Below are 18,001 nucleotides of genomic sequence, written 5' to 3'. Positions count from 1 at the left end.
CGACAAGTACACAAACTCACGGTCGAAACCGGAGCCCGCGGTGTCTCAGTTGCCGGTGCCGGCCGAGCCGCTGCCGCTCGATTCGGCCAGATCGCCGATCCAGCCGGTGACGTCGTGGAACCAGCCGCTGATCAGCTGCCAGTAGCTCTGGCCGGTGCCGATCCAGCTCTGGAGCGGGCTCAGCTCCCAGATCAGCCAGCCGGCCACGAACAGGATGACGATCGTGAACAGGCAGCCCTTCAGGCAGCCGAGTCCGGGGATCTTCATCGGGTTGGCGCTGCGCTGTCTCGGCTCGCGCGGCTGCCGGGGTTCCGGCTCGGGCCGCTGCCTCGGCTGCTGCTGAGGCTGCGGCGCGTACCGCTGGGGCTGCTGCCGGGGCTGCTGGTGCTGCGGCGGCGCGTACTGCTGTTGCTGCTGCCCCGGGTATCCGTAGCCGGGTTGCTGCTGCTGCGGCCGCTGTTGCTGCTGCTGGTTCGGCTGGTGTTGCGGCGGATACGGCTGCTGCTGCGGCTGCTGCTGCTGGCGGGAGACCTGCCGCTGGGGGCGGCGGCGCAGCGGGTCCTCGCCCGGGTCGAGGTACTGCTGGACCTGGGTCTGCTCGTTGCGGGCGCGGGCGCCCTGCATCTGGGACTGCCAGGGGTGCGGCTGCTCCGGCTGCCGGCCCTGCTGGTGCGGGGGCACCGGCGGCAGGACGGCCGTCGGATCGGCGGCGCCCGCCGGACCGCTGGTGTGCGGGAGCACGGCGGTGGGGTCGGCGGCGCCCGCGGGACCCGACGTGTGCGGCAGGACGCTGGTCGCGGCGTTCGGGTCGTAGTCGCCGCCCGGCACGGCCGTGGGCGTCGGGTCGGGCGCGAGCAGATGGCCGACGCCGTCGGCGGCGGCGATCTGCATCGAGTTCGCGTGCACCCCGATGCCCTCGGCGACGATGCGCAGCCCGCGCGCGAGGTTCTCGGCGCTCGGCCGGTCGTCGGGGTTCTTGCGCAGGCAGCGCTCGATGACCGTCCACAGCGGGTCGGGGACCGTGGAGGGACGGCGCGGCTCGGCGTTCAGGTGCTGGTGGAGGACCTCGAGGGCGGAGCCGCCGGAGAACGGCGGGCGTCCGGTGATCAGCTCGTACAGCAGGATGCCGGCGCCGTAGATGTCCACGGCCGAGGTCTGCGGGCGGCCCTCGGCGGACTCCGGCGCGACGTACGCGGGCGTCCCGACGAACTCGCTGGTCCGGGTCAGGCCCGGCGAGTCGGCGAGTCGCGCGATGCCGAAGTCGGTGAGCAGCGGGTGCATCTGGCCGCCGTTCTGCATGAGCAGGACGTTGGCCGGCTTCAGGTCGCGGTGCACCACGCCGTCGGCGTGGCTGGCGGCGAGCGCGTCGGCGACCTGCGCGGTGAGCAGGGCGGCGGCGACGGGCGTGAAGGGCCCGTTCTCGCGCAGGTAGCGGTGCAGGTCGGGGCCGTCGACGAGGTCCATGACCAGCGCCAGCAGATCGCCCTCGACGACGAGGTCGCGGACCCGCACGATGTTCGGGTGGGTCAGGCGCAGCAGGACGGACCGCTCGCGCAGGAAGCGCATCACGACGTCGGGGTCGTTCGCGAGCTCCTCCTTGAGGACCTTGATCGCGACGGTCTCCCCGGGCTGGCCGGCCACGGCCGCCTCGGCGCCCGCGGTCTCGCGCTGGCGGGCTCGCCAGACGGTGCCCGTGGCGCCGCGTCCGAGCGGCTCCTCGAGCAGGTACTTGCTGCCGACTGGCCGCACGTCACGCGCTCCCTGCTGCTTGCTTGCCCTGCCTGTCCGTGTTCCGACCCACTGTAGTGCCGAGGTACGGACACCGGGCTGTCGTCCTGTGCGAAGGAAAGACGCTCGGTCCGGTCCTCCTGGTTGCCGCGGCCGTACGTGACCGATCTCAACTGATCGTCGGTGACGCACTTGTCCGGCACTTTTGCGGGCAGAGCCGACCAATCAAGATCACTTGTTCCCGGGTATGGGGCGCGTTGTCAGTGACAGGTGCGAGGATGCCTTCAGTACTGGCCGCTGTGCTCGTGTGGGGTGGGGGGAAGTCCGCGCCCGTGCAGAAGGGACCGCTGACGGCGATGCAGATCCGGCTGACCGTCGTAGACCCGACGGGCCCGCCCTTCCCCGCGCAGGGCTCCGCTCGCGCGGGAGGACCTCAGGCGCGGGCCCGCACCACGAGCTGCGACGTGCTGGTCACGGCGCCCGCCGGCACGGCCCTGGCGGCGGTGGCGTCCGCGCTGGCCGCGGCGGTCTCCGGGGAGGGCGCCCCGGCGGCCTCCTCCGCGGCCGCGGTCGTGCTCTACGCGGGCGTGGAGCGTCTCGACACCCAGCGCTGCACGCTCGGCGAGCCGCCGCTGGTCGACGGCGCCGTGCTGTCCCTGGGCGCGCCGGCCGACCCCGAACCGCATCCCGAGGTCGACGACGCCCCGGCCCGCCTGCACGTGGTGGCCGGGCCCGACGCGGGCGGCGTCCACCTGCTGCACGGCGGCCAAGTACGCGTGGGCCGCTCCGCCGACGCCGACGTGCCCCTCGACGACCCGGACGTCTCGCGCCTGCACTGCGCGGTGACGCTCTCCCCCGAGGGCCGGGTCACGGTGGCCGACCTCGGCTCCACCAACGGCACCACCCTGGACGGCGCCCCGGTGCAGGCCCGTCCCGTGCGCCTTGCCCCCGGTGCCCTGCTGCGAGTCGGCGAGTCGGCCCTGCGGCTGGCCCCGCCCGGCGGCCCGGGCCCACGCGCGGCGACCACGCCGGACGGCGAGGGGCACGTGCGCGTGCCCTGCGCGGCCACGGACCCGGCGGCGGCCGACGACCCGTCCGGCGACCGCCCCGTCCCGGGCACGGCACGCGCGCGTGCGGCGGGCGACGCCGCGGGCCACCGGGACGGCCCTTCCGGCCCGACCGGCCACGCCTACGGCACCGTGGACTGGAACGGCGCGTCCGAGGGTCGGGGCGCGGGGACACGCGGTGCCGCGGAGACCCGCCCGGCGCCTCCGGTGGTGCCCGGCCAGGGCGCGGCGCCGCGCATCGAGAGCCGGCGCGGCGACGAGGCACGCACGCCGGACGCCGTGCGCCGGACCCCGAACGGCGCGGTTCCCTCCGGCGGTGTGTCCGGAGCTGGTGAAGGCTCCTCGGCCACCCACGCCGGCCGCTCGGGCCTCGGCTCCTTCGCGGGGACGCACGACGCCGTGCGGGGACCGCACGGCGCGCCCGAGGACGCGGGCGCCCCGCACCGCCCCGCCGCCTCCGCTCCCGACTCCGCCGCCCCGTCCACCCCTGCGGCCGCCCCATCCGGCGCCCCTTCGGCCGGATCCCCGGGTGCGCCGCCCTACGACGACGCACCCGAAACCGATCCGCGCGTGGCGGCCCGCCGAAAGGGCACCCCGCTGCGCGGCACCGACGTCCCCCCGGGCGTACGCAAACGCGGAGGCCTCTCCGCGTGGGCGCGCCGACTGGCCGGCGGTCGCGGCGACACCCAGGACACGGACCTCCCCGCGGCCTACGAGGAGGAGGAGTCCGCGGGGCGGTCGTACCCCTCGGCCGCCGCACCGCCCGCACCCGAGACCTGGCCGGACCCGGCCGCCCTGCTGCTGACGGCGCTGGGCCCGGGCCCCCGGCTGTGGGAACGCGGGCCGGGGCACCCGGAGGCGCTCACCGTGCGGCTCGGCACCGGCGACCGGCCGGCCCCCGACGGCTCGGGTCTGCTGCCGGCCGTACCGGTGACGACGGGGCTGCGCGAGGTCGGCGCGCTCGGTCTGGCCGGGCCCCGCCCGCGGCTGTCCGGACTGGCGCGCGCGGTGCTGGCCCAGCTCGCCGCGCTGCACTCCCCCGACACCCTGGAAATCGTCCTGATCAGCACGGACCGCGCGCGTTCCGAGGAGGAGCGCGTCGCCGAGTGGTCCTGGCTGGGCTGGCTGCCGCAGCTGCGCCCGGGGCACGGCCAGGACTGCCGTCTCCTGCTCGCCTACGACCGCGACCAGGCCACGGCCCGCGCCGACGAGCTGCTGCGCCGGCTCGAGGACCACCTCGCCGACAGCGCGGGCGGGCCGAGCGGCACGGGAGCGGTCCAGGTACCCGCGCCCCGCGGCGCGGCCGGCCGCCGCCCCTCCTGGGCCCTGCCGGACGAGACGGGTGACGGCGGCTTCCCCGGCCCGTACACGGTGGTCGTCGTGGACGGCGATCCCGGCGGCGCCGACCTGCGCGAGGCGGTGGCCCGGCTGGCGGTGTCCGGGCCGCGGGCGGGGATACACGTCGTCTGTCTGGCCGAGACGCCCGCCGCCTCCCCTTCCTCCCCGGTGACCGAGACCTACGAGGCGGCCTGTGCGACGGCGCCGACCTTCCGCGCGTGCGGAGCCGTCGCGCTGCTCAGCGGGGACGTGGCGACGGCGCTGCGGCTGCTGCGGGTCGCGCCGGCCGGGGCGGAGACGGAGCGGCCCGGCCCGGTGGGGCCGGGCACGGTCGGCGCGGTGGACGCGGTCTCCCTCGCCTGGGCCGAACGCTTCGCGCGCGCCCTCGCCCCACTGCGCCCGGAGGGCGCGGGCGGCGGCGGTGAGCGGCACACGCGGGTGTCGGCGCCGCTGCCCCAGTCGGCCCGGCTGCTGGACAAGCTCGGGCTCGCCCGGGCCACGCCCGCCTCGCTGATGGCCCGCTGGGCGGACGCGGCCGACGACGCCGAGTCGCTCGGCGGACGGGCCTGGGCCGTGCTCGGGGCGGGGCCGCGCGGACCGGTCGGTGTGGACCTGGTCGCCGAGGGCCCGCACCTGCTGATCGAGGGCCCGACCGGCAGCGGGCGCACGGAGCTGCTGCGGGCGGTCGTGGCCTCGCTGGCCGCCGCCGAGCGGCCGGACCGGCTGGGCATCATCCTGCTGGACGGCCGCGACACCGTCGGCAAGGGCGCCGGCGGTCACGGCGACGGCCTGCGGATCTGCACGGACGTACCGCACGTCACCACCCACCTCACCGCCAACGACCCGGTCCGTATGCGGGAGTTCGCGCAGTCGCTGAGCGCCGAGCTGAAGCGCCGGTCCGAACTGCTGGGCCTCTCCGGGTTCGCGGAGTGGCACACCCAGCGCGCGGTGTCCGGCCGTATCGTCCCGCAGCGCACCCCGAACGCCCCTGCCCCTGGGGCCGGCTCCGGCGGCGCCGCCGACATCGAGGCCCCGCCGAGCACCACGCTGCGGCTGCGCCCGGGAGCGGCCGCCCGGCAACGGGCCGAGGCGGCGCCCCCGCTGCCCCGTCTGGTGGTGGTCGTCGACGACCTGGACGCGCTCGTCTCCCCGGCCCTCGGCTCCCCGGGCCGCCCGGCCGCCGGTTCGGTCATGCGCGCGCTGGAGGCGGTGGCCCGCGAGGGCGAGCGGCTCGGCGTGCACCTGGTGGTCGCGGCGAGCCCCGGCGGTCGCACGGCGGAGTCGGAGCCGGTCCGGCTGTCCACCGTACGGATCACCTTGGACCCGCCGGGTTCGGGCACGGACGAACCGGCGCCGGGGCGCGGCCGCCTCAAGGGCGCGGACGGCCGCCTCACCGCCTTCCAGGGCGGCCGCGTCACGGGTCGCATCCCCCGTACGGCGACACTGCGCCCCACGGTGGTCCCCCTGGAGTGGCAGCGCATGGGCGATCCCCCGGCCCGCCGGCCCGTCCGGGAACTGGGCAACGGCCCGACGGACCTGGCGCTGCTGGCCAGTGCCCTGGAGCGCGCCGCGAAGCAACTCAGCCCGTCCGGGGGCGCACCCGCCGGGGGCGCCTGAGGCCGAGGATCTCCAGGGCCGGAAGCCGCCCGGGCGGTCCGGAGCGGACGACCGGGGGCGGCGGCTCCCGGTCACCGCCCGCGTCGGGCAGCGCGCACCGGCCTCGCGTCGGCGATCGCGCGCGTTGCGATCACGACGCGGTCACGATCTCCCGCTTGACAGCACAGGCGCCCTTGCCGAGCCCAGACACCCGGCGTAGACCAGTGCTCAACGGGACAGCGCTCGAACGTTCACGAGTCGACGAGGACGAAGAACGGGGCAGTGATGCACAGCACGAGCAACATGCGGACACGCAGGACCGGGAAGGCGGCCGCCGCGCTGCTGGCGGGAGCGCTCGCGCTCTCGCTGACGGCGTGCGGCAGCGACGACGACAAGAGCGACGGAAGCGACGCAAGCACCGGAAGCAAGGAATCCGGCGGCACCCTCACCCTCCCCAAGCTCGACGGCACCACCCTCGAAGTGGCCGCCGTATGGACCGGAACCGAACAGGCGAACTTCAAGAAGGTCCTCGCCGAGTTCGAGAAACGCACCGGCGCGAAGATCACCTTCGTGCCCGCGCAGGACCCGATCATCAACTTCCTCGGTTCGAAGATCGCGGGCGGCTCACCGCCGGACGTGGCGATGCTGCCGCAGCCGGGCGCCATCAAGCAGGCCGCCGACAAGGGCTGGGCCAAGCCGCTGGGCGCCGAGGCCCAGGCGGAGCTCGCGAAGAACTACTCGCAGGGCTGGCAGGACATCGGCAAGGTGGGCGACAAGCAGTACGGCGTCTACTACAAGGCCGCCAACAAGTCGCTGATCTGGTACAACGCCAAGGTCTTCGAGAACGCGGGCGCCGCCGACCCCGCGACGTGGAAGGACCTGCTGACCACCGCGCAGACGGTGTACGACTCCGGTGTCACCCCGTTCTCCATCGGCGGCGCCGACGGCTGGACCCTCACCGACTGGTTCGAGAACGTCTACCTCTCCCAGGCGGGTCCGGAGAAGTACGACCAGCTCGCCCAGCACAAGATCAAGTGGACGGATCCCTCCGTGAAGGAGGCCCTGACCACCCTGGCCCAGGTGTGGGGCAAGAAGGACTGGGTGGCGGGCGGCGCGAGCGGCGCGCTCCAGACGGAGTTCCCCGCCTCGGTGACCCAGACCTTCACCGGCGGCGAGCAGCCGAAGGCGGCCATGGTCTACGAGGGCGACTTCGTGCAGGTCAACATCGCCGACACCAAGTCGAAGGTCGGTACGGACGCCAAGGTCTTCCCGTTCCCGAAGGTGGGCGACACCGCGCCGGTGGTCTCCGGTGGTGACGCGGCGGTCATCCTGAAGGACTCCAAGGGCGCGCAGGCGCTGGCGACCTTCCTGGCCTCGCCGGACGCGGCGGAGATCCAGGCGAAGCTCGGCGGCTACCTCTCGCCGAACAAGAACGTCGACGTCTCCGTGTACCCGAACGAGGTCCAGCAGACGATCGCCAAGGCGCTGGTCGCGGCCGGCGACGACTTCCGCTTCGACATGTCCGACCAGGCCCCGCAGGCCTTCGGCGGCACGCCCGGCAAGGGCGAGTGGAAGGATCTCCAGGACTTCCTGAAGAACCCGACGGACGTGGCCGGCATCCAGGCGAAACTGGAGTCGGACGCGGCAGCGGCGTACGGGAACTGACGCGACGATGGCGACGCCCGCGGCGGCGGGGGCTCCCGAGGCCCCCGCCCGTCCTCGCTCGCGCAAGAGTGTGACCGGCACCCGAAGGACCGTGGCCGCGCTGTTCCTGCTGCCCGCCCTCGTGCTGCTCGGCGCACTCGTGGTCTACCCGATCGGGTACTCGGTCGTGCGCAGTTTCTACGACCAGTCCGGCGACGGCTTCGCCGGCGTCGACAACTACAAGGCCCTCTTCACGGACGACGGCATCCGCACCGCCCTGAAGAACAACGTGATCTGGGTGGTGTTCGCGCCGACGGTCGCGACCGCGCTCGGTCTGATCTTCGCGGTGCTGACCGAACGGGTGCGCTGGGGCACCGCGTTCAAGCTGGTCGTCTTCATGCCGATGGCGATCTCGATGCTCGCCGCCGGCATCATCTTCCGGCTGGTCTACGACCAGGACCCGGACAAGGGGGTCGCCAACGCGGTGTGGGTGGGCGTCCACGACACGTTCGCCGAGTCGTCGGCGTTCCCCAAGGCCCACCCCGGTCGTGACTCGCCGCTGCGACCGGAGAACGGCGGCTTCCTCACCAAGGCCGCGGTCCACACCGGCGTCCCGGTCACCCTGCCCCTGGTCGGCGTCGCCCCCGACCAGATGCCCGGCGGCGCGGAGAAGGCCGTGAAGGCACGGCCCGAACAGGGCAGCGTCACCGGGACCGCCTGGCAGGACTTCACCCGCGGCAAGGGCGTCGGCACCCTCGGCGCGCCCGACCCGTCCGAGCTGGGCTACGCCGGAATGAAGATCGAGGCGGTGAAGGACGGCAAGGTGGTGGCCTCGACGAAGGCCGCCGACGACGGCACCTTCACCCTCCCGGCCGAGGCCGACGGAGCGCTGCTCCGGCTGCCGGCGAGCAATTTCAAGGAGGCGTACAACGGTGTGGACTGGCTCGGTCCGTCGCTGGTCACACCGGCCATCATCGGCTCGTACATCTGGATGTGGGCGGGTTTCGCGATGGTGCTGATCGCGGCCGGCCTGGCGGGGATCCCGCGAGAACTGCTCGAAGCGGCCCGGGTGGACGGCGCCAACGAGTGGCAGGTGTTCCGCAGGGTCACCGTCCCGCTCCTCGCCCCGGTCCTCGCGGTCGTCGCCGTCACCCTGATGATCAACGTGCTGAAGGTCTTCGACCTGGTCTTCATCATCGCCCCCGGTTCCTCGCAGGACGACGCGAACGTGCTCGCCCTGGAGCTGTACCGCAAGGGCTTCTCCGAGGACCAGCCGGGTGTCGCCAGCGCCATCGCGGTGTTCCTGCTGCTGCTGGTGATCCCGGTGATGTGGTTCAACGTGCGTCGACTCAGGCGGGAGGTCAGGCGATGAGCGGGCGACTCGAATGGATCATGGAGAAGCTCAACGGCGGGCTGGTGCGCGCCTTCCTGATCGTCGTCGGCCTGTTCTGGCTGGTGCCGACCGTCGGCCTGCTCATCTCCTCGCTGCGTTCCCCCGAGGACATGAGCGCCGACGGCTGGTGGAAGGTGTTCAGCGAGCCCTCCCAACTCACCTTCGACAGCTACCAGAAGCTGCTGGAGAACGGTGACATCACCAGCTCCCTGGTCAACACCGCGCTGATCACGGTGCCGGCGACCGTCCTGGTCGTCGTCATCGGCGCGCTCGCGGGCTACGCGTTCGCGTGGATGGAGTTCCCGGGCCGGGACTGGTGGTTCCTCGGCGTCGTGGGCCTGCTGGTCGTGCCGGTGCAGGTGGCGCTCATCCCGATCGCCGAACTGTTCGGCAAGATCGGCCTGTTCGGGAACATCCTGGGAGTGATCCTGTTCCACGTCGGGTTCGGGCTGCCCTTCGCGGTGTTCCTGCTGCGGAACTTCTTCGCGGAGATCCCCCGCGAGCTGCTGGAGGCGGCCCGCCTCGACGGAGCCGGTGAACTGCGGCTGTTCGCCCGCGTCGTGATGCCGCTGGGCGGCCCCGCGATCGCGTCCCTGGGCATCTTCCAGTTCCTGTGGGTGTGGAACGACATGCTGGTCGCGCTGGTGTTCACCAACGCCGACAGCCAGCCGATCACGGTCGCCCTCCAGACCCAGGTACGGCAGTTCGGCAACAACATCGACGTGCTCGCGCCCGGCGCGTTCATCTCGATGGTGATCCCGCTGGCGGTGTTCTTCGCGTTCCAGCGGCAGTTCGTGTCCGGCGTGATGGCGGGCGCGGTCAAGTAGCCCGGAAAACCGGGCGGAAAGCCAGGGCGGGCCGGGTCACCGGCCCGCCCCTTTCCGTTCACCCGGCGTCCCCCGTATGCCGCACGAACCGTAACCAATTCACTCCATCGGCCGTTCCCGGGCAAGGCCCTGTCCTTTGCCCGCGCCGACCCATGGATGTCCCTTGCCCAGGTTCAGTGTCATCGTCCCCGCGTACAAGGTTCAGGCGTACCTGCACGAGTGCCTGGAATCGGTGCTGTCCCAGTCGTTCACCGATCTCGAACTGATCGTCGTCGACGACCGTTCACCGGACGCCTGCGGCGAGATCATCGACGAGTTCGCGGCCCGCGACGAGCGCGTGCGCGCCGTGCACCTGCCGGAGAACGTGGGCCTGGGGCAGGCGCGCAACGCGGGCCTGGAGCGGGCGACCGGTGACTACCTGCTGTTTCTGGACTCCGACGACACGTTCACCCCGGACGCGCTGCGCGCGATCGCCGACCGGGTGCGGGAGACCGGCGAGCCGGACGTCCTGGTCTACGACTACGCGAGCACCTACTGGTCGGGCGAGGCCGTACGCAACAAGTTCGCGGCGCAGCTCACCGAGGAGGGCACCGCGCCCTTCCGGCTCAAGGACCGTCCGGGGCTGCTCAGGGTGCTGATGGTGGCCTGGAACAAGGCCTACCGGCGGAAGTTCGTCGAGGACGTGGGCCTGTCCTTCCCGTCCGGCTACTACGAGGACACCCCGTGGACGTACCCGGCGCTGATGGCGGCGGAGTCGCTCGCGACGCTGGACCGGGTCTGTGTGCACTACCGGCAGCGCCGCCGGGGCAACATCCTGTCCACCACCAGCCGGGGCCACTTCGACGTCTTCGAGCAGTACGACCGGGTCTTCGCGTTCATCGAACAGCGGCCCGAACTCGACTTCTGGAGACCGGTGTTGTTCCGCCGCATGGTCGACCACCTGTCGACGGTGTTCACCAAGAGGGACCGGCTCCCGCGCGGTTCGCGCGCCGAGTTCCTGCGCAGGGCCCGGGCCCACTACCGGCGTTACCGCACCCCGGGCGTCCGGGTCCCGCTGCGCTCCCGGCTGCGCCACACCATGGTCCACTTCGGCGTGCACCGCACCTACCGGGTGCTCCAGACGGTCATGACCGTACGCCGGCGCACACACAAGGCCGTCGCCAAGCTCGCCCGCGCGCTGCGGGCCGCCGTCCTCCAGGCCCACTACCGCGTCCAGTTGAAGCTGCCGCTGCGCGCCGACCGGGCCGTGTTCGCCGCGTACTGGGGCCGCGGGCACAGCTGCAACCCGGGCGCGCTGGAGGCCGCCTTCCGCACCTTCGCACCGCAGGTGCGCACGGCGTGGATCGCCCGCCCCGAGCACGGCTCGGCCGTCCCGCCGGGACCCCGGCAGGTGCGTCCCGGGACGGCCGCCTACTGGACGGCGCTGGCCCGTTCCAAGTACCTGGTGAACAACGTCAACTTCGACCGGCGGCTGGTCAAGCGCCCCGGTCAGGTCTTCGTGCAGACCCAGCACGGCACACCCCTCAAGCACATGGGCCTCGACCTCCAGGAGCGCCCGGCGGCCGCCCGCGACATGGACTTCGCCGAACTGCTGAGGGGCGTCGACAAGTGGGACTACGTCCTGTCGGCGAACCGCCACACCACCCTCACCTGGGAGCGCGTCTACCCCGGGCGCTACGAGACCCTCGAGTACGGCTACCCCCGCAACGACGTGTTCCAGCGGGCGACCTCGGCGGACGTGACCCGGCTGCGCGAGTCCCTCGGCATCCCCCGCGACGTGATCGCCCTGCTCTACGCGCCGACGCACCGCGACTACCGCCGCGTCCAGCGCTCCCATGTCGACCTGGAGCGGGTCATGCGCCGCCTGGGGCCCCGCTTCGTGATCCTGGCCCGCTCCCACTACTGGCAGGAGGCGCCGGCGGGCCGGCCGGTGCCCGGCGTCATCGACGTCACCGACCACCCGAGCGTCGAGTCGCTCTGTCTGGCCTCGGACGCCCTGGTCACCGACTACTCGTCCCTCATGTTCGACTACGCCGGCCTGGACCGCCCGATCGTGATCCACGCCGACGACTGGGAGGCGTACGAGGCGGCCCGCGGCACCTACTTCGACCTGCGCGCCTGCCCGCCGGGCGCGGTCGCGCGCAGCGAGGACGAACTGATCGACATCTTCGCGACCGGTCACTGGCGCGGCTCGCGCTCGGCCCAGCTGCGGGCCGCGTTCCGCGAGCGGTTCTGCCCGCACGACGACGGCCGCGCCGCCGAGCGCGTCGTACGGCGGGTCGTGCTGGGCGAGACACGGCTGCCCCCGGTGGTGCCGCTCGCCGAGCGCCGTCCGGTGCCGTCGGCCGCCGCCTCGGCGGCGATGCCCGCGGGACGCCCGGCGCTCGCCCATGTGCCGCCGCCCGCCGGTCCCGTCCTCCCCGTCACCGACCGACGCTGAACCCCGTTCCCTTCCGGGAGGTGCCATGCCCTTCGGCTCGTCGCGGCCCACCCCGGCCCGGCCGCCCACCTGGCGGCCGGCCGGACGGCCACCCGGCCGTACCGCCTGAAGACACCGCCACGGACCCGCCACAGACCGACAGAGAAAGAGCAGAATGCCCCGCTTCAGCATCATCGTCCCGTCCCATGGGGTCGCGGGCCGGCTGTCCCTGGCGCTGGACTCCGTCCTGGCCCAGTCCTTCGGCGACTTCGAGCTGATCCCGGTCAGCGACGCGCCCGGTACCCCGGCCGCCGCCCTGGCCGCCGGGTACGCGCGGCGGGACTCCAGGGTGGCGCCGGTGCACTCGCCACCGTCCGCCGGACTGAGCGGGGCGCGCAACACCGGGACGCGGGCGGCGACCGGCGCGTATCTGCTGTTCCTCGACGGCGACGACGTCCTCGTGCCGGGCGCCCTGGCGGCGCTGGACGCCCGGCTGGCCCAGACCGGCGACGTCGACGTGCTGTACACCGAGCACGAGCGCACCCCGTGGTGGGACGGCGAGCCGGCCAACCCGGCCGCCCCGCTGCTGGCGAACACCCCGCAGGGCGCCTTCTCCCCCGCCGAGGCCCCGCACGTCACCGGCGTGCGGCTGCCCGCGTGGGGCACGGCCTACCGGCGCTCCTTCGTCACCGGGCACCGGCTCGCCTTCCCCGACGGGCACTTCACGGACGTCGGCTTCGGCGGCCTGGTCACCGTGCACGCCGAGCGGATCGCCGTGCTGCGCTCGGTCGTCGTGCGGCATCTGCTGCGGCGGCAGGGCAACCGGCTGAACCTGCCGGGCGCACACCATGCGGAGCTCCTGGACCACACCGACGCGGTGCTGGCCCGGGCGGCCGAACGCGGACTGTCGCAGGACCGGTCGGGCCCGCTGTTCGAGCAGCTCTTCGCGGCCGTCCTGAAGACGGCCGCGCATCCGGCCCGGCTGACCGGGCGCCACCGTCGGGCGTTCTTCCGCCGGGCCGGCCGACTGTACCGGCGCCACCGCCCGGCCGGGTACCGCGGACCGGGCGGCAGCCTGGGGGTGCAGCACCGGCTGCTGGCGGCCGGGGCGTACACGGCGTTCCGCGCGCTGCGCGGCGCCAACCGGAAGGCGGCGGGCGCCGTCGAGCGCCTCCCGCGCCCCCAGGGTCTGCGCACCCGCCTGTTCTACCGGCGCCAACTGCGCCGCCGTATCGACCCGGACCTGGCGGTGTACTGCGCCTACTGGGGGCGCGGCTACGCGTGCAGCCCGGCCGCGATCCACGCCAAGGCGGCCGAACTCGCCCCGCACATCCGCTCGGTGTTCCTTGTCGAGGCCGACCAGGCGCACGCGATGCCCGAGGGCGTCGACCACGCCGTCATCGGCAGCCGCCGCTACTGGCAGGTCCTGGCCCGCGCCAAGTACCTGGTCAACAACGCCAACTTCGCGGAGGGCGTGGTCAAGCGCGAGGGCAGTGTGCACGTGCAGACCCAGCACGGCACCCCGCTCAAGAAGATGGGCGTCGACCAGTCGACGTACCCGGTGGTCGCCGCCGCGACCGGCTCCTTCACCAAGCTGCTGGGCCGCGTGGACCGCTGGGACTACAACCTGTCCTCCAACACCCACTCCACCCAGATGTGGGAGCGCGCCTTCCCGGGCGGCTACGAGCAGTTGGAGTACGGCTATCCGCGCAACGACGTCTTCTACACGGCGACCGCCGCCGACGTGGCCCGGGTCCGGCGGGAACTGGGCGTGCCGGAGGGCAGCACGGCCGTCCTGTACGCGCCCACCCACCGCGACCACCGGAGCGGTTTCGAGCCGGGACTGGACCTGGAGGCCTTCTGCGAGGCGGCTGGCGAGGACGTCGTCGTGCTGCTGCGGGCGCACTACTTCTACGACGGCGGCGGCCGGCGCGGTACCGGCCGGATCATCGACGTCACCGCTCACCGCTCCTCCGAGGAGGTCTGTCTGGCCGCCGACGCGCTGGTGACCGACTACTCGTCGATCATGTTCGACTACGCCAACCTGGACCGTCCGATCGTCGTGTACGCCGACGACTGGGACGTCTACCGGGAGACCCGGGGCGTCTACTTCGACCTGTTGGCCGCCCCGCCGGGACCGGTCGCCCGCACGCCCGAGGAGCTGGCGCGGGTGTTCCGCGACGGCTCGTACGCGGGCACCGAGTCCGCCGCGCGCCGGGCCGCGTTCCGGTCGCGGTTCTGCCAGTTCGACGACGGCCGGGCCGCCGAGCGCGTGGTGCGCCGGGTGCTGCTCGGCGAGCCCCCGGAGGCGATCGAGCCCGTACGGCCGCTCGCCGAGCGCGTCCCCGCCCCCGCCGCCTCCACCCTCGTAAGGAGCTGACCTCCGCAGTGCCCCGCTTCAGCATCATCGTCCCCTGTTTCAAGGTGCAGGGCTTCCTGCGCGAGTGTCTCGACTCGGTCCTGGAGCAGTCGTACCGGGACATCGAGGTGATCGCCGTCGACGACTGCTCGCCCGACGGCTGCGGCGCGATCCTCGACGAGTACGCGGCCCGCGACGACCGCGTCCGGGTCCTGCACCTGCCGGAGAACGCCGGTCTCGGCCGCGCCCGCAACGCCGGTATGCCGCTCGCGGGCGGCGACTACCTGTTCTTCCTCGACAGCGACGACACCCTCACCCCGGGCGCGCTGCGCGCGATGGCCGACCGGCTCGACGAGACCGGCGACCCGGACGTGCTGGTCTTCGACTACGCGCGCACCTACTGGTGGGGCGGCACCCGCAGGAACGCCCTGGCCCACGTCCTCGCGGAGGCCGCCGACGGCACCTTCACGGTCGTCGAACGCCCGGAGATCCTCGACCTGCTGATGGTCGTGTGGAACAAGGTCCACCGGCGGGAGTTCGTCGAGCGGAACGGGTTCTCCTTCCCGCCCGGCTACTACGAGGACACGCCCTGGACGTTCCCGGTCATGCTCAGCGCCGAGCGGATCGCCACGCTGGACCGGATCTGCCTGAACTACCGGCAGCGGCGTCAGGGCAACATCCTGTCCACCACCAGCCGCAAGCACTTCGACGTCCACGACCAGTACGAGCGGGTCTTCGCCTTCGTCGACTCCCGCCCGGAACTCGCCGACCAGCGCCCGTACCTGCACCGCAAGATGGGCGAGCACTGTCTCGACATCCTCGCCAAGCCGGACCGGCTGCCGCCGTCGGACAAGGGGGAGTTCTTCCGCCGTACGGCCGAGCTGTTCGCCCGCCACAAGCCCGCCGGTGAACCGGTGCCCGCCGAACTCCGGGTCCTGGAGGGCGGTTACACGGCCTACCGGATCAAACGCGGGGCGGGCCAGGCGGCCCGGGAGATCGCGCGGCGGGGCGGGCAGGCGGGCCGGGCGGCGGGCGGGAGGCTGCGCCGGGCTCCGGGCGCGGTGTTCGGGCACGGACCGCTGGATCCGCACCTCGTCCTGTACTCGGCGTTCTCGCACCGGGGAGTGCTCGGCGATCCGGGAGCCGTCTACGAGAAGGCGCGGGAGATCGCCCCGCAGCTGCGCGGGGTGTGGGTGGTGCGCGACGAGGAGACCGCCGAGCGGCTCCCGGCGGGCGTGGAGCACGTCCTGCTCGACTCCCCCGCCTACCGCCGGGCCGGCGCGCGGGCCTCGTTCTTCGTCAACAACGTCAACTGGCCCGGCTCCCTGGCCAAGCGGCCCGGCAGCGTCCACATCCACACCCACCAGGGCACCCCGCTGAAGTACATGGCGGCCGACCTGCTCCGGCGGCCCGGCGCCCGGCACGGCGTGGACGTGCCGCAGATGCTGCGCCGCGCCGACCGCTGGGACTACAGCCTGGTCGCCAACGAGCACTCCGAACTGGTGTGGGAGCGGGCCTATCCGTGCCACTTCACGTCGGCGCGGACCGGGAGCCCGCGCAACGACGTGCTGGTGAACGCCGGTGCGCGGGCGGGTCTCGCGGTCCGCGCGCGGCTCGGGATCCCGGCCGGTCACACGGTCGTGCTGTACGCGCCGACCCGCCGCGAGTACGTGCGCGGCGGCCACGTCGACCGGATCGACCTGGCCCGGTTCGCCGCCGACCTGGGCGAGGGGCACACCCTCGTCGTACGGCTGCACCCGTCGCTGGCGACCGGCCCGGCGCGCGGGATGGGCCTGGCCGACCTGCACCGGCGCGGGGTGCTGGTGGACGCGACGGACGAGCCGCGCGTCGAGGACGTCATGCTCGCCTCGGACGTCCTGGTCACCGACTACTCGGCGCTCATGTTCGACTACGCCGCCCTGGACCGGCCGATCGTCGTCCACGCCGACGACTGGGCCGCGTACGCGGCGAGCCGGGGCACCTACTTCGACGTCACCGCCGACGCGCCCGGCCATGTCTCTCGCACCTACCGGGAGCTGGCCTGGCTGCTGGCCTCCGGCAGCTGGCGCGACGAGGAGTCGGCGCGGCTGCGGACGGGCTTCCGCGAGCGGTTCTGCGCCTACGACGACGGGCGGGCCGCCGAGCGGGTCGTCCGGCGGCTGCTGCTGGGCGAGGAGTTCCCCGAGGCGGCCGCCACCGCCGTCGGCGCGAAGGTGCCCGGCCCGGCCGGGGCCCGCGATCTGCTCGCGTCGACGTGAGAACACCCCCGCGGCCGCGCACCTGGGTGCTGGTCCTGGCCGCCGTGTTCGCGCTGCTCCAGCTCGCGAACGTGACCGGCCGGGAGACCCCGGACAGCAAGAACTACCTGTCGTACGCGCTGAGTCTGCGCGGTGACAGCAAGCGCGAGGCGGCGGCCCTGAGCATCGGCTACGCCTGTGCGGGCGAGGCGTCGACCGCGGCCCGCCGGCAGAGCGTGGACGTGCTCCGCTTCGACGCGCCCGATCCCGGCCGCCGGGTCGCCGCCGAGTGCCGCGAGCGGGAGTGGCGTCACGTCGACGCGCGGCTGCGGGCGGGGCAGACCGGCGGGCACACCGTGCCGTTCATGCCGGAGCGCTTCATGCGGATCTTCGAGGCGCGCCCCGGCTACCCGGTGTTCCTGCTGCCGTTCCTCACCCTGTTCGGCGTGACCTGGGGCGTGTGGCTGGCGGGGGTCGCCGTGGCGGCGGCGGGCGGGGTGCTGGTGTTCCTGATCCTGCGCACGCTGCGCGCGCCGCCCTTCGTCCGTCTGACCGGGCAGGCCCTGTACTACGTGCTGCCGTGCGGTACGACCGCCATGCGCCCGATGACCGAGGGCCTGACGCTGGCGCTGACGCTGGCGGCGGTGTGGGGGTGCGCGCTGGCACTGGACGGCGAGGTGCGGGCGGGGGCGTGGCTGGTCGGCGGCGCGCTGGCCGCCCTGTTCACCGTGAAGCACTCGCAGGCGCTGTTCCTCGGGCTGTGTCTGGCGGGGGCGGGCGCGCTGATCGCCGTACGGCGCCGGTGGCGGGGCCGGCCGGCGGGTCCCGGGGTGGTCGTGGTGGCCGTCGTGGGTGGTTTCGGGGTGCTGGGGACGCTGGTACTGGCGAGGCTGCTGCACTGGCCGTCCGGGGCGGAGAGCCTCCAGGATCTGCTGACCCGCCACTTCGAGCGGCCCGACCGTGCCCGCGTGTGGCCGGAGTTCCTGCGCCTCCAGGGGAACTTCTGGGTGGAGTGGCTGCGCCGCCAGCTGTGGCAGCCGCTGTTCGTGGCCGCGCTGGCGGCCGGAGCGTGCGGGGTGGCGCGGGGGCCTCGGCGGGCGTTCGGCGTTTTCGCGCTCGGTGCCGCCTGGACCGGGGTCCTCACCCAGGCCGGGCACCCGGACATCACCGTCTGGGGCGACCGGCTGATCGTGCCGGCGTGGCTGCTGCCGGTGCTGGGGGTGCCGCTGCTGCTGGAGCCCGTACTGCGGGGGCGGGTCGCCCTGCCGGCCCAGGATGGCTCCGAACGGGCTCACTCCTTGAGGTGACTTCCGGCAGAGCCGTCGACCCGGCGGGAAGGTACCGCCAATGCCCCTTTTTGCCCCGCTCGGACCCCGGTACGGTGCGCTGTCGC

The 18,001-nt window shown here is 73.6% G+C and carries 9 protein-coding genes; 8 read left to right on the top strand and 1 reads right to left on the bottom strand.

The features are described 5' to 3' along the window. Window positions 1–45: 45 nt before the first annotated feature. Window positions 46–1,749: a serine/threonine-protein kinase gene (locus tag OG440_RS22680; RefSeq protein ID WP_406008623.1), complete on the bottom strand. Its 1,704-nt coding sequence runs from the start codon at window positions 1,747–1,749 to the stop codon at window positions 46–48. Between the two features lie 335 nt (window positions 1,750–2,084). On the opposite strand from OG440_RS22680, the gene OG440_RS22675 reads away from it, so the two are divergent. The 8 genes from OG440_RS22675 to OG440_RS22640 all read left to right on the top strand — a co-directional run bounded on the left by OG440_RS22675 (window position 2,085) and on the right by OG440_RS22640 (window position 17,915). After that, a complete protein-coding gene (locus OG440_RS22675; RefSeq protein WP_406011425.1) occupies window positions 2,085–5,750 on the top strand; it encodes an FHA domain-containing protein in 3,666 nt (1,221 codons plus the stop codon). Between the two features lie 264 nt (window positions 5,751–6,014). Beyond that, window positions 6,015–7,394 carry an ABC transporter substrate-binding protein gene (locus OG440_RS22670; protein WP_406008622.1) on the top strand — a complete coding sequence of 460 codons (1,380 nt, stop codon included), beginning with the start codon at window positions 6,015–6,017 and terminating at the stop codon, window positions 7,392–7,394. A gap of 7 nt (window positions 7,395–7,401) precedes the next feature. Further along, entirely contained in the window at window positions 7,402–8,745 is a 1,344-nt protein-coding gene (locus OG440_RS22665) for a carbohydrate ABC transporter permease (RefSeq protein ID WP_406008621.1), read from the top strand. Then, window positions 8,742–9,593 (top strand): carbohydrate ABC transporter permease, encoded by an 852-nt coding sequence (locus OG440_RS22660; RefSeq protein WP_406008620.1) that lies wholly within the window; start codon window positions 8,742–8,744, stop codon window positions 9,591–9,593. Before OG440_RS22665 ends, OG440_RS22660 begins: the two co-directional genes overlap by 4 nt. A gap of 163 nt (window positions 9,594–9,756) precedes the next feature. Further along, window positions 9,757–12,033, top strand: coding sequence for a CDP-glycerol glycerophosphotransferase family protein (locus OG440_RS22655; RefSeq protein ID WP_406008619.1), 2,277 nt, complete (start codon window positions 9,757–9,759; stop codon window positions 12,031–12,033). 154 nt (window positions 12,034–12,187) lie between these two features. After that, complete coding sequence (locus OG440_RS22650) at window positions 12,188–14,392, top strand: CDP-glycerol glycerophosphotransferase family protein (RefSeq protein ID WP_406008618.1); 2,205 nt, start codon at window positions 12,188–12,190, stop codon at window positions 14,390–14,392. A gap of 8 nt (window positions 14,393–14,400) precedes the next feature. After that, a complete protein-coding gene (locus tag OG440_RS22645; protein WP_406008617.1) occupies window positions 14,401–16,629 on the top strand; it encodes a CDP-glycerol glycerophosphotransferase family protein in 2,229 nt (742 codons plus the stop codon). Window positions 16,630–16,655: 26 nt separating this feature from the next. Further along, entirely contained in the window at window positions 16,656–17,915 is a 1,260-nt protein-coding gene (locus OG440_RS22640; protein WP_406011424.1) for a hypothetical protein, read from the top strand. Window positions 17,916–18,001 lie beyond the last annotated feature (86 nt).

Origin of the sequence: Streptomyces sp. NBC_00637 (genome assembly GCF_045161545.1) — a bacterium.
GTDB lineage: Bacteria > Actinomycetota > Actinomycetes > Streptomycetales > Streptomycetaceae > Streptomyces.
This window is presented reverse-complemented; position numbering and strand designations above follow the sequence as displayed.

Coding starts and splice junctions, on each gene's coding strand:
- OG440_RS22675 (WP_406011425.1), top strand. CDS start 2,085: ATGCAGATCCGGCTGACCGTCGTAGACCCGACGGGCCCGCCCTTCCCC.
- OG440_RS22670 (WP_406008622.1), top strand. CDS start 6,015: ATGCACAGCACGAGCAACATGCGGACACGCAGGACCGGGAAGGCGGCC.
- OG440_RS22665 (WP_406008621.1), top strand. CDS start 7,402: ATGGCGACGCCCGCGGCGGCGGGGGCTCCCGAGGCCCCCGCCCGTCCT.
- OG440_RS22660 (WP_406008620.1), top strand. CDS start 8,742: ATGAGCGGGCGACTCGAATGGATCATGGAGAAGCTCAACGGCGGGCTG.
- OG440_RS22650 (WP_406008618.1), top strand. CDS start 12,188: ATGCCCCGCTTCAGCATCATCGTCCCGTCCCATGGGGTCGCGGGCCGG.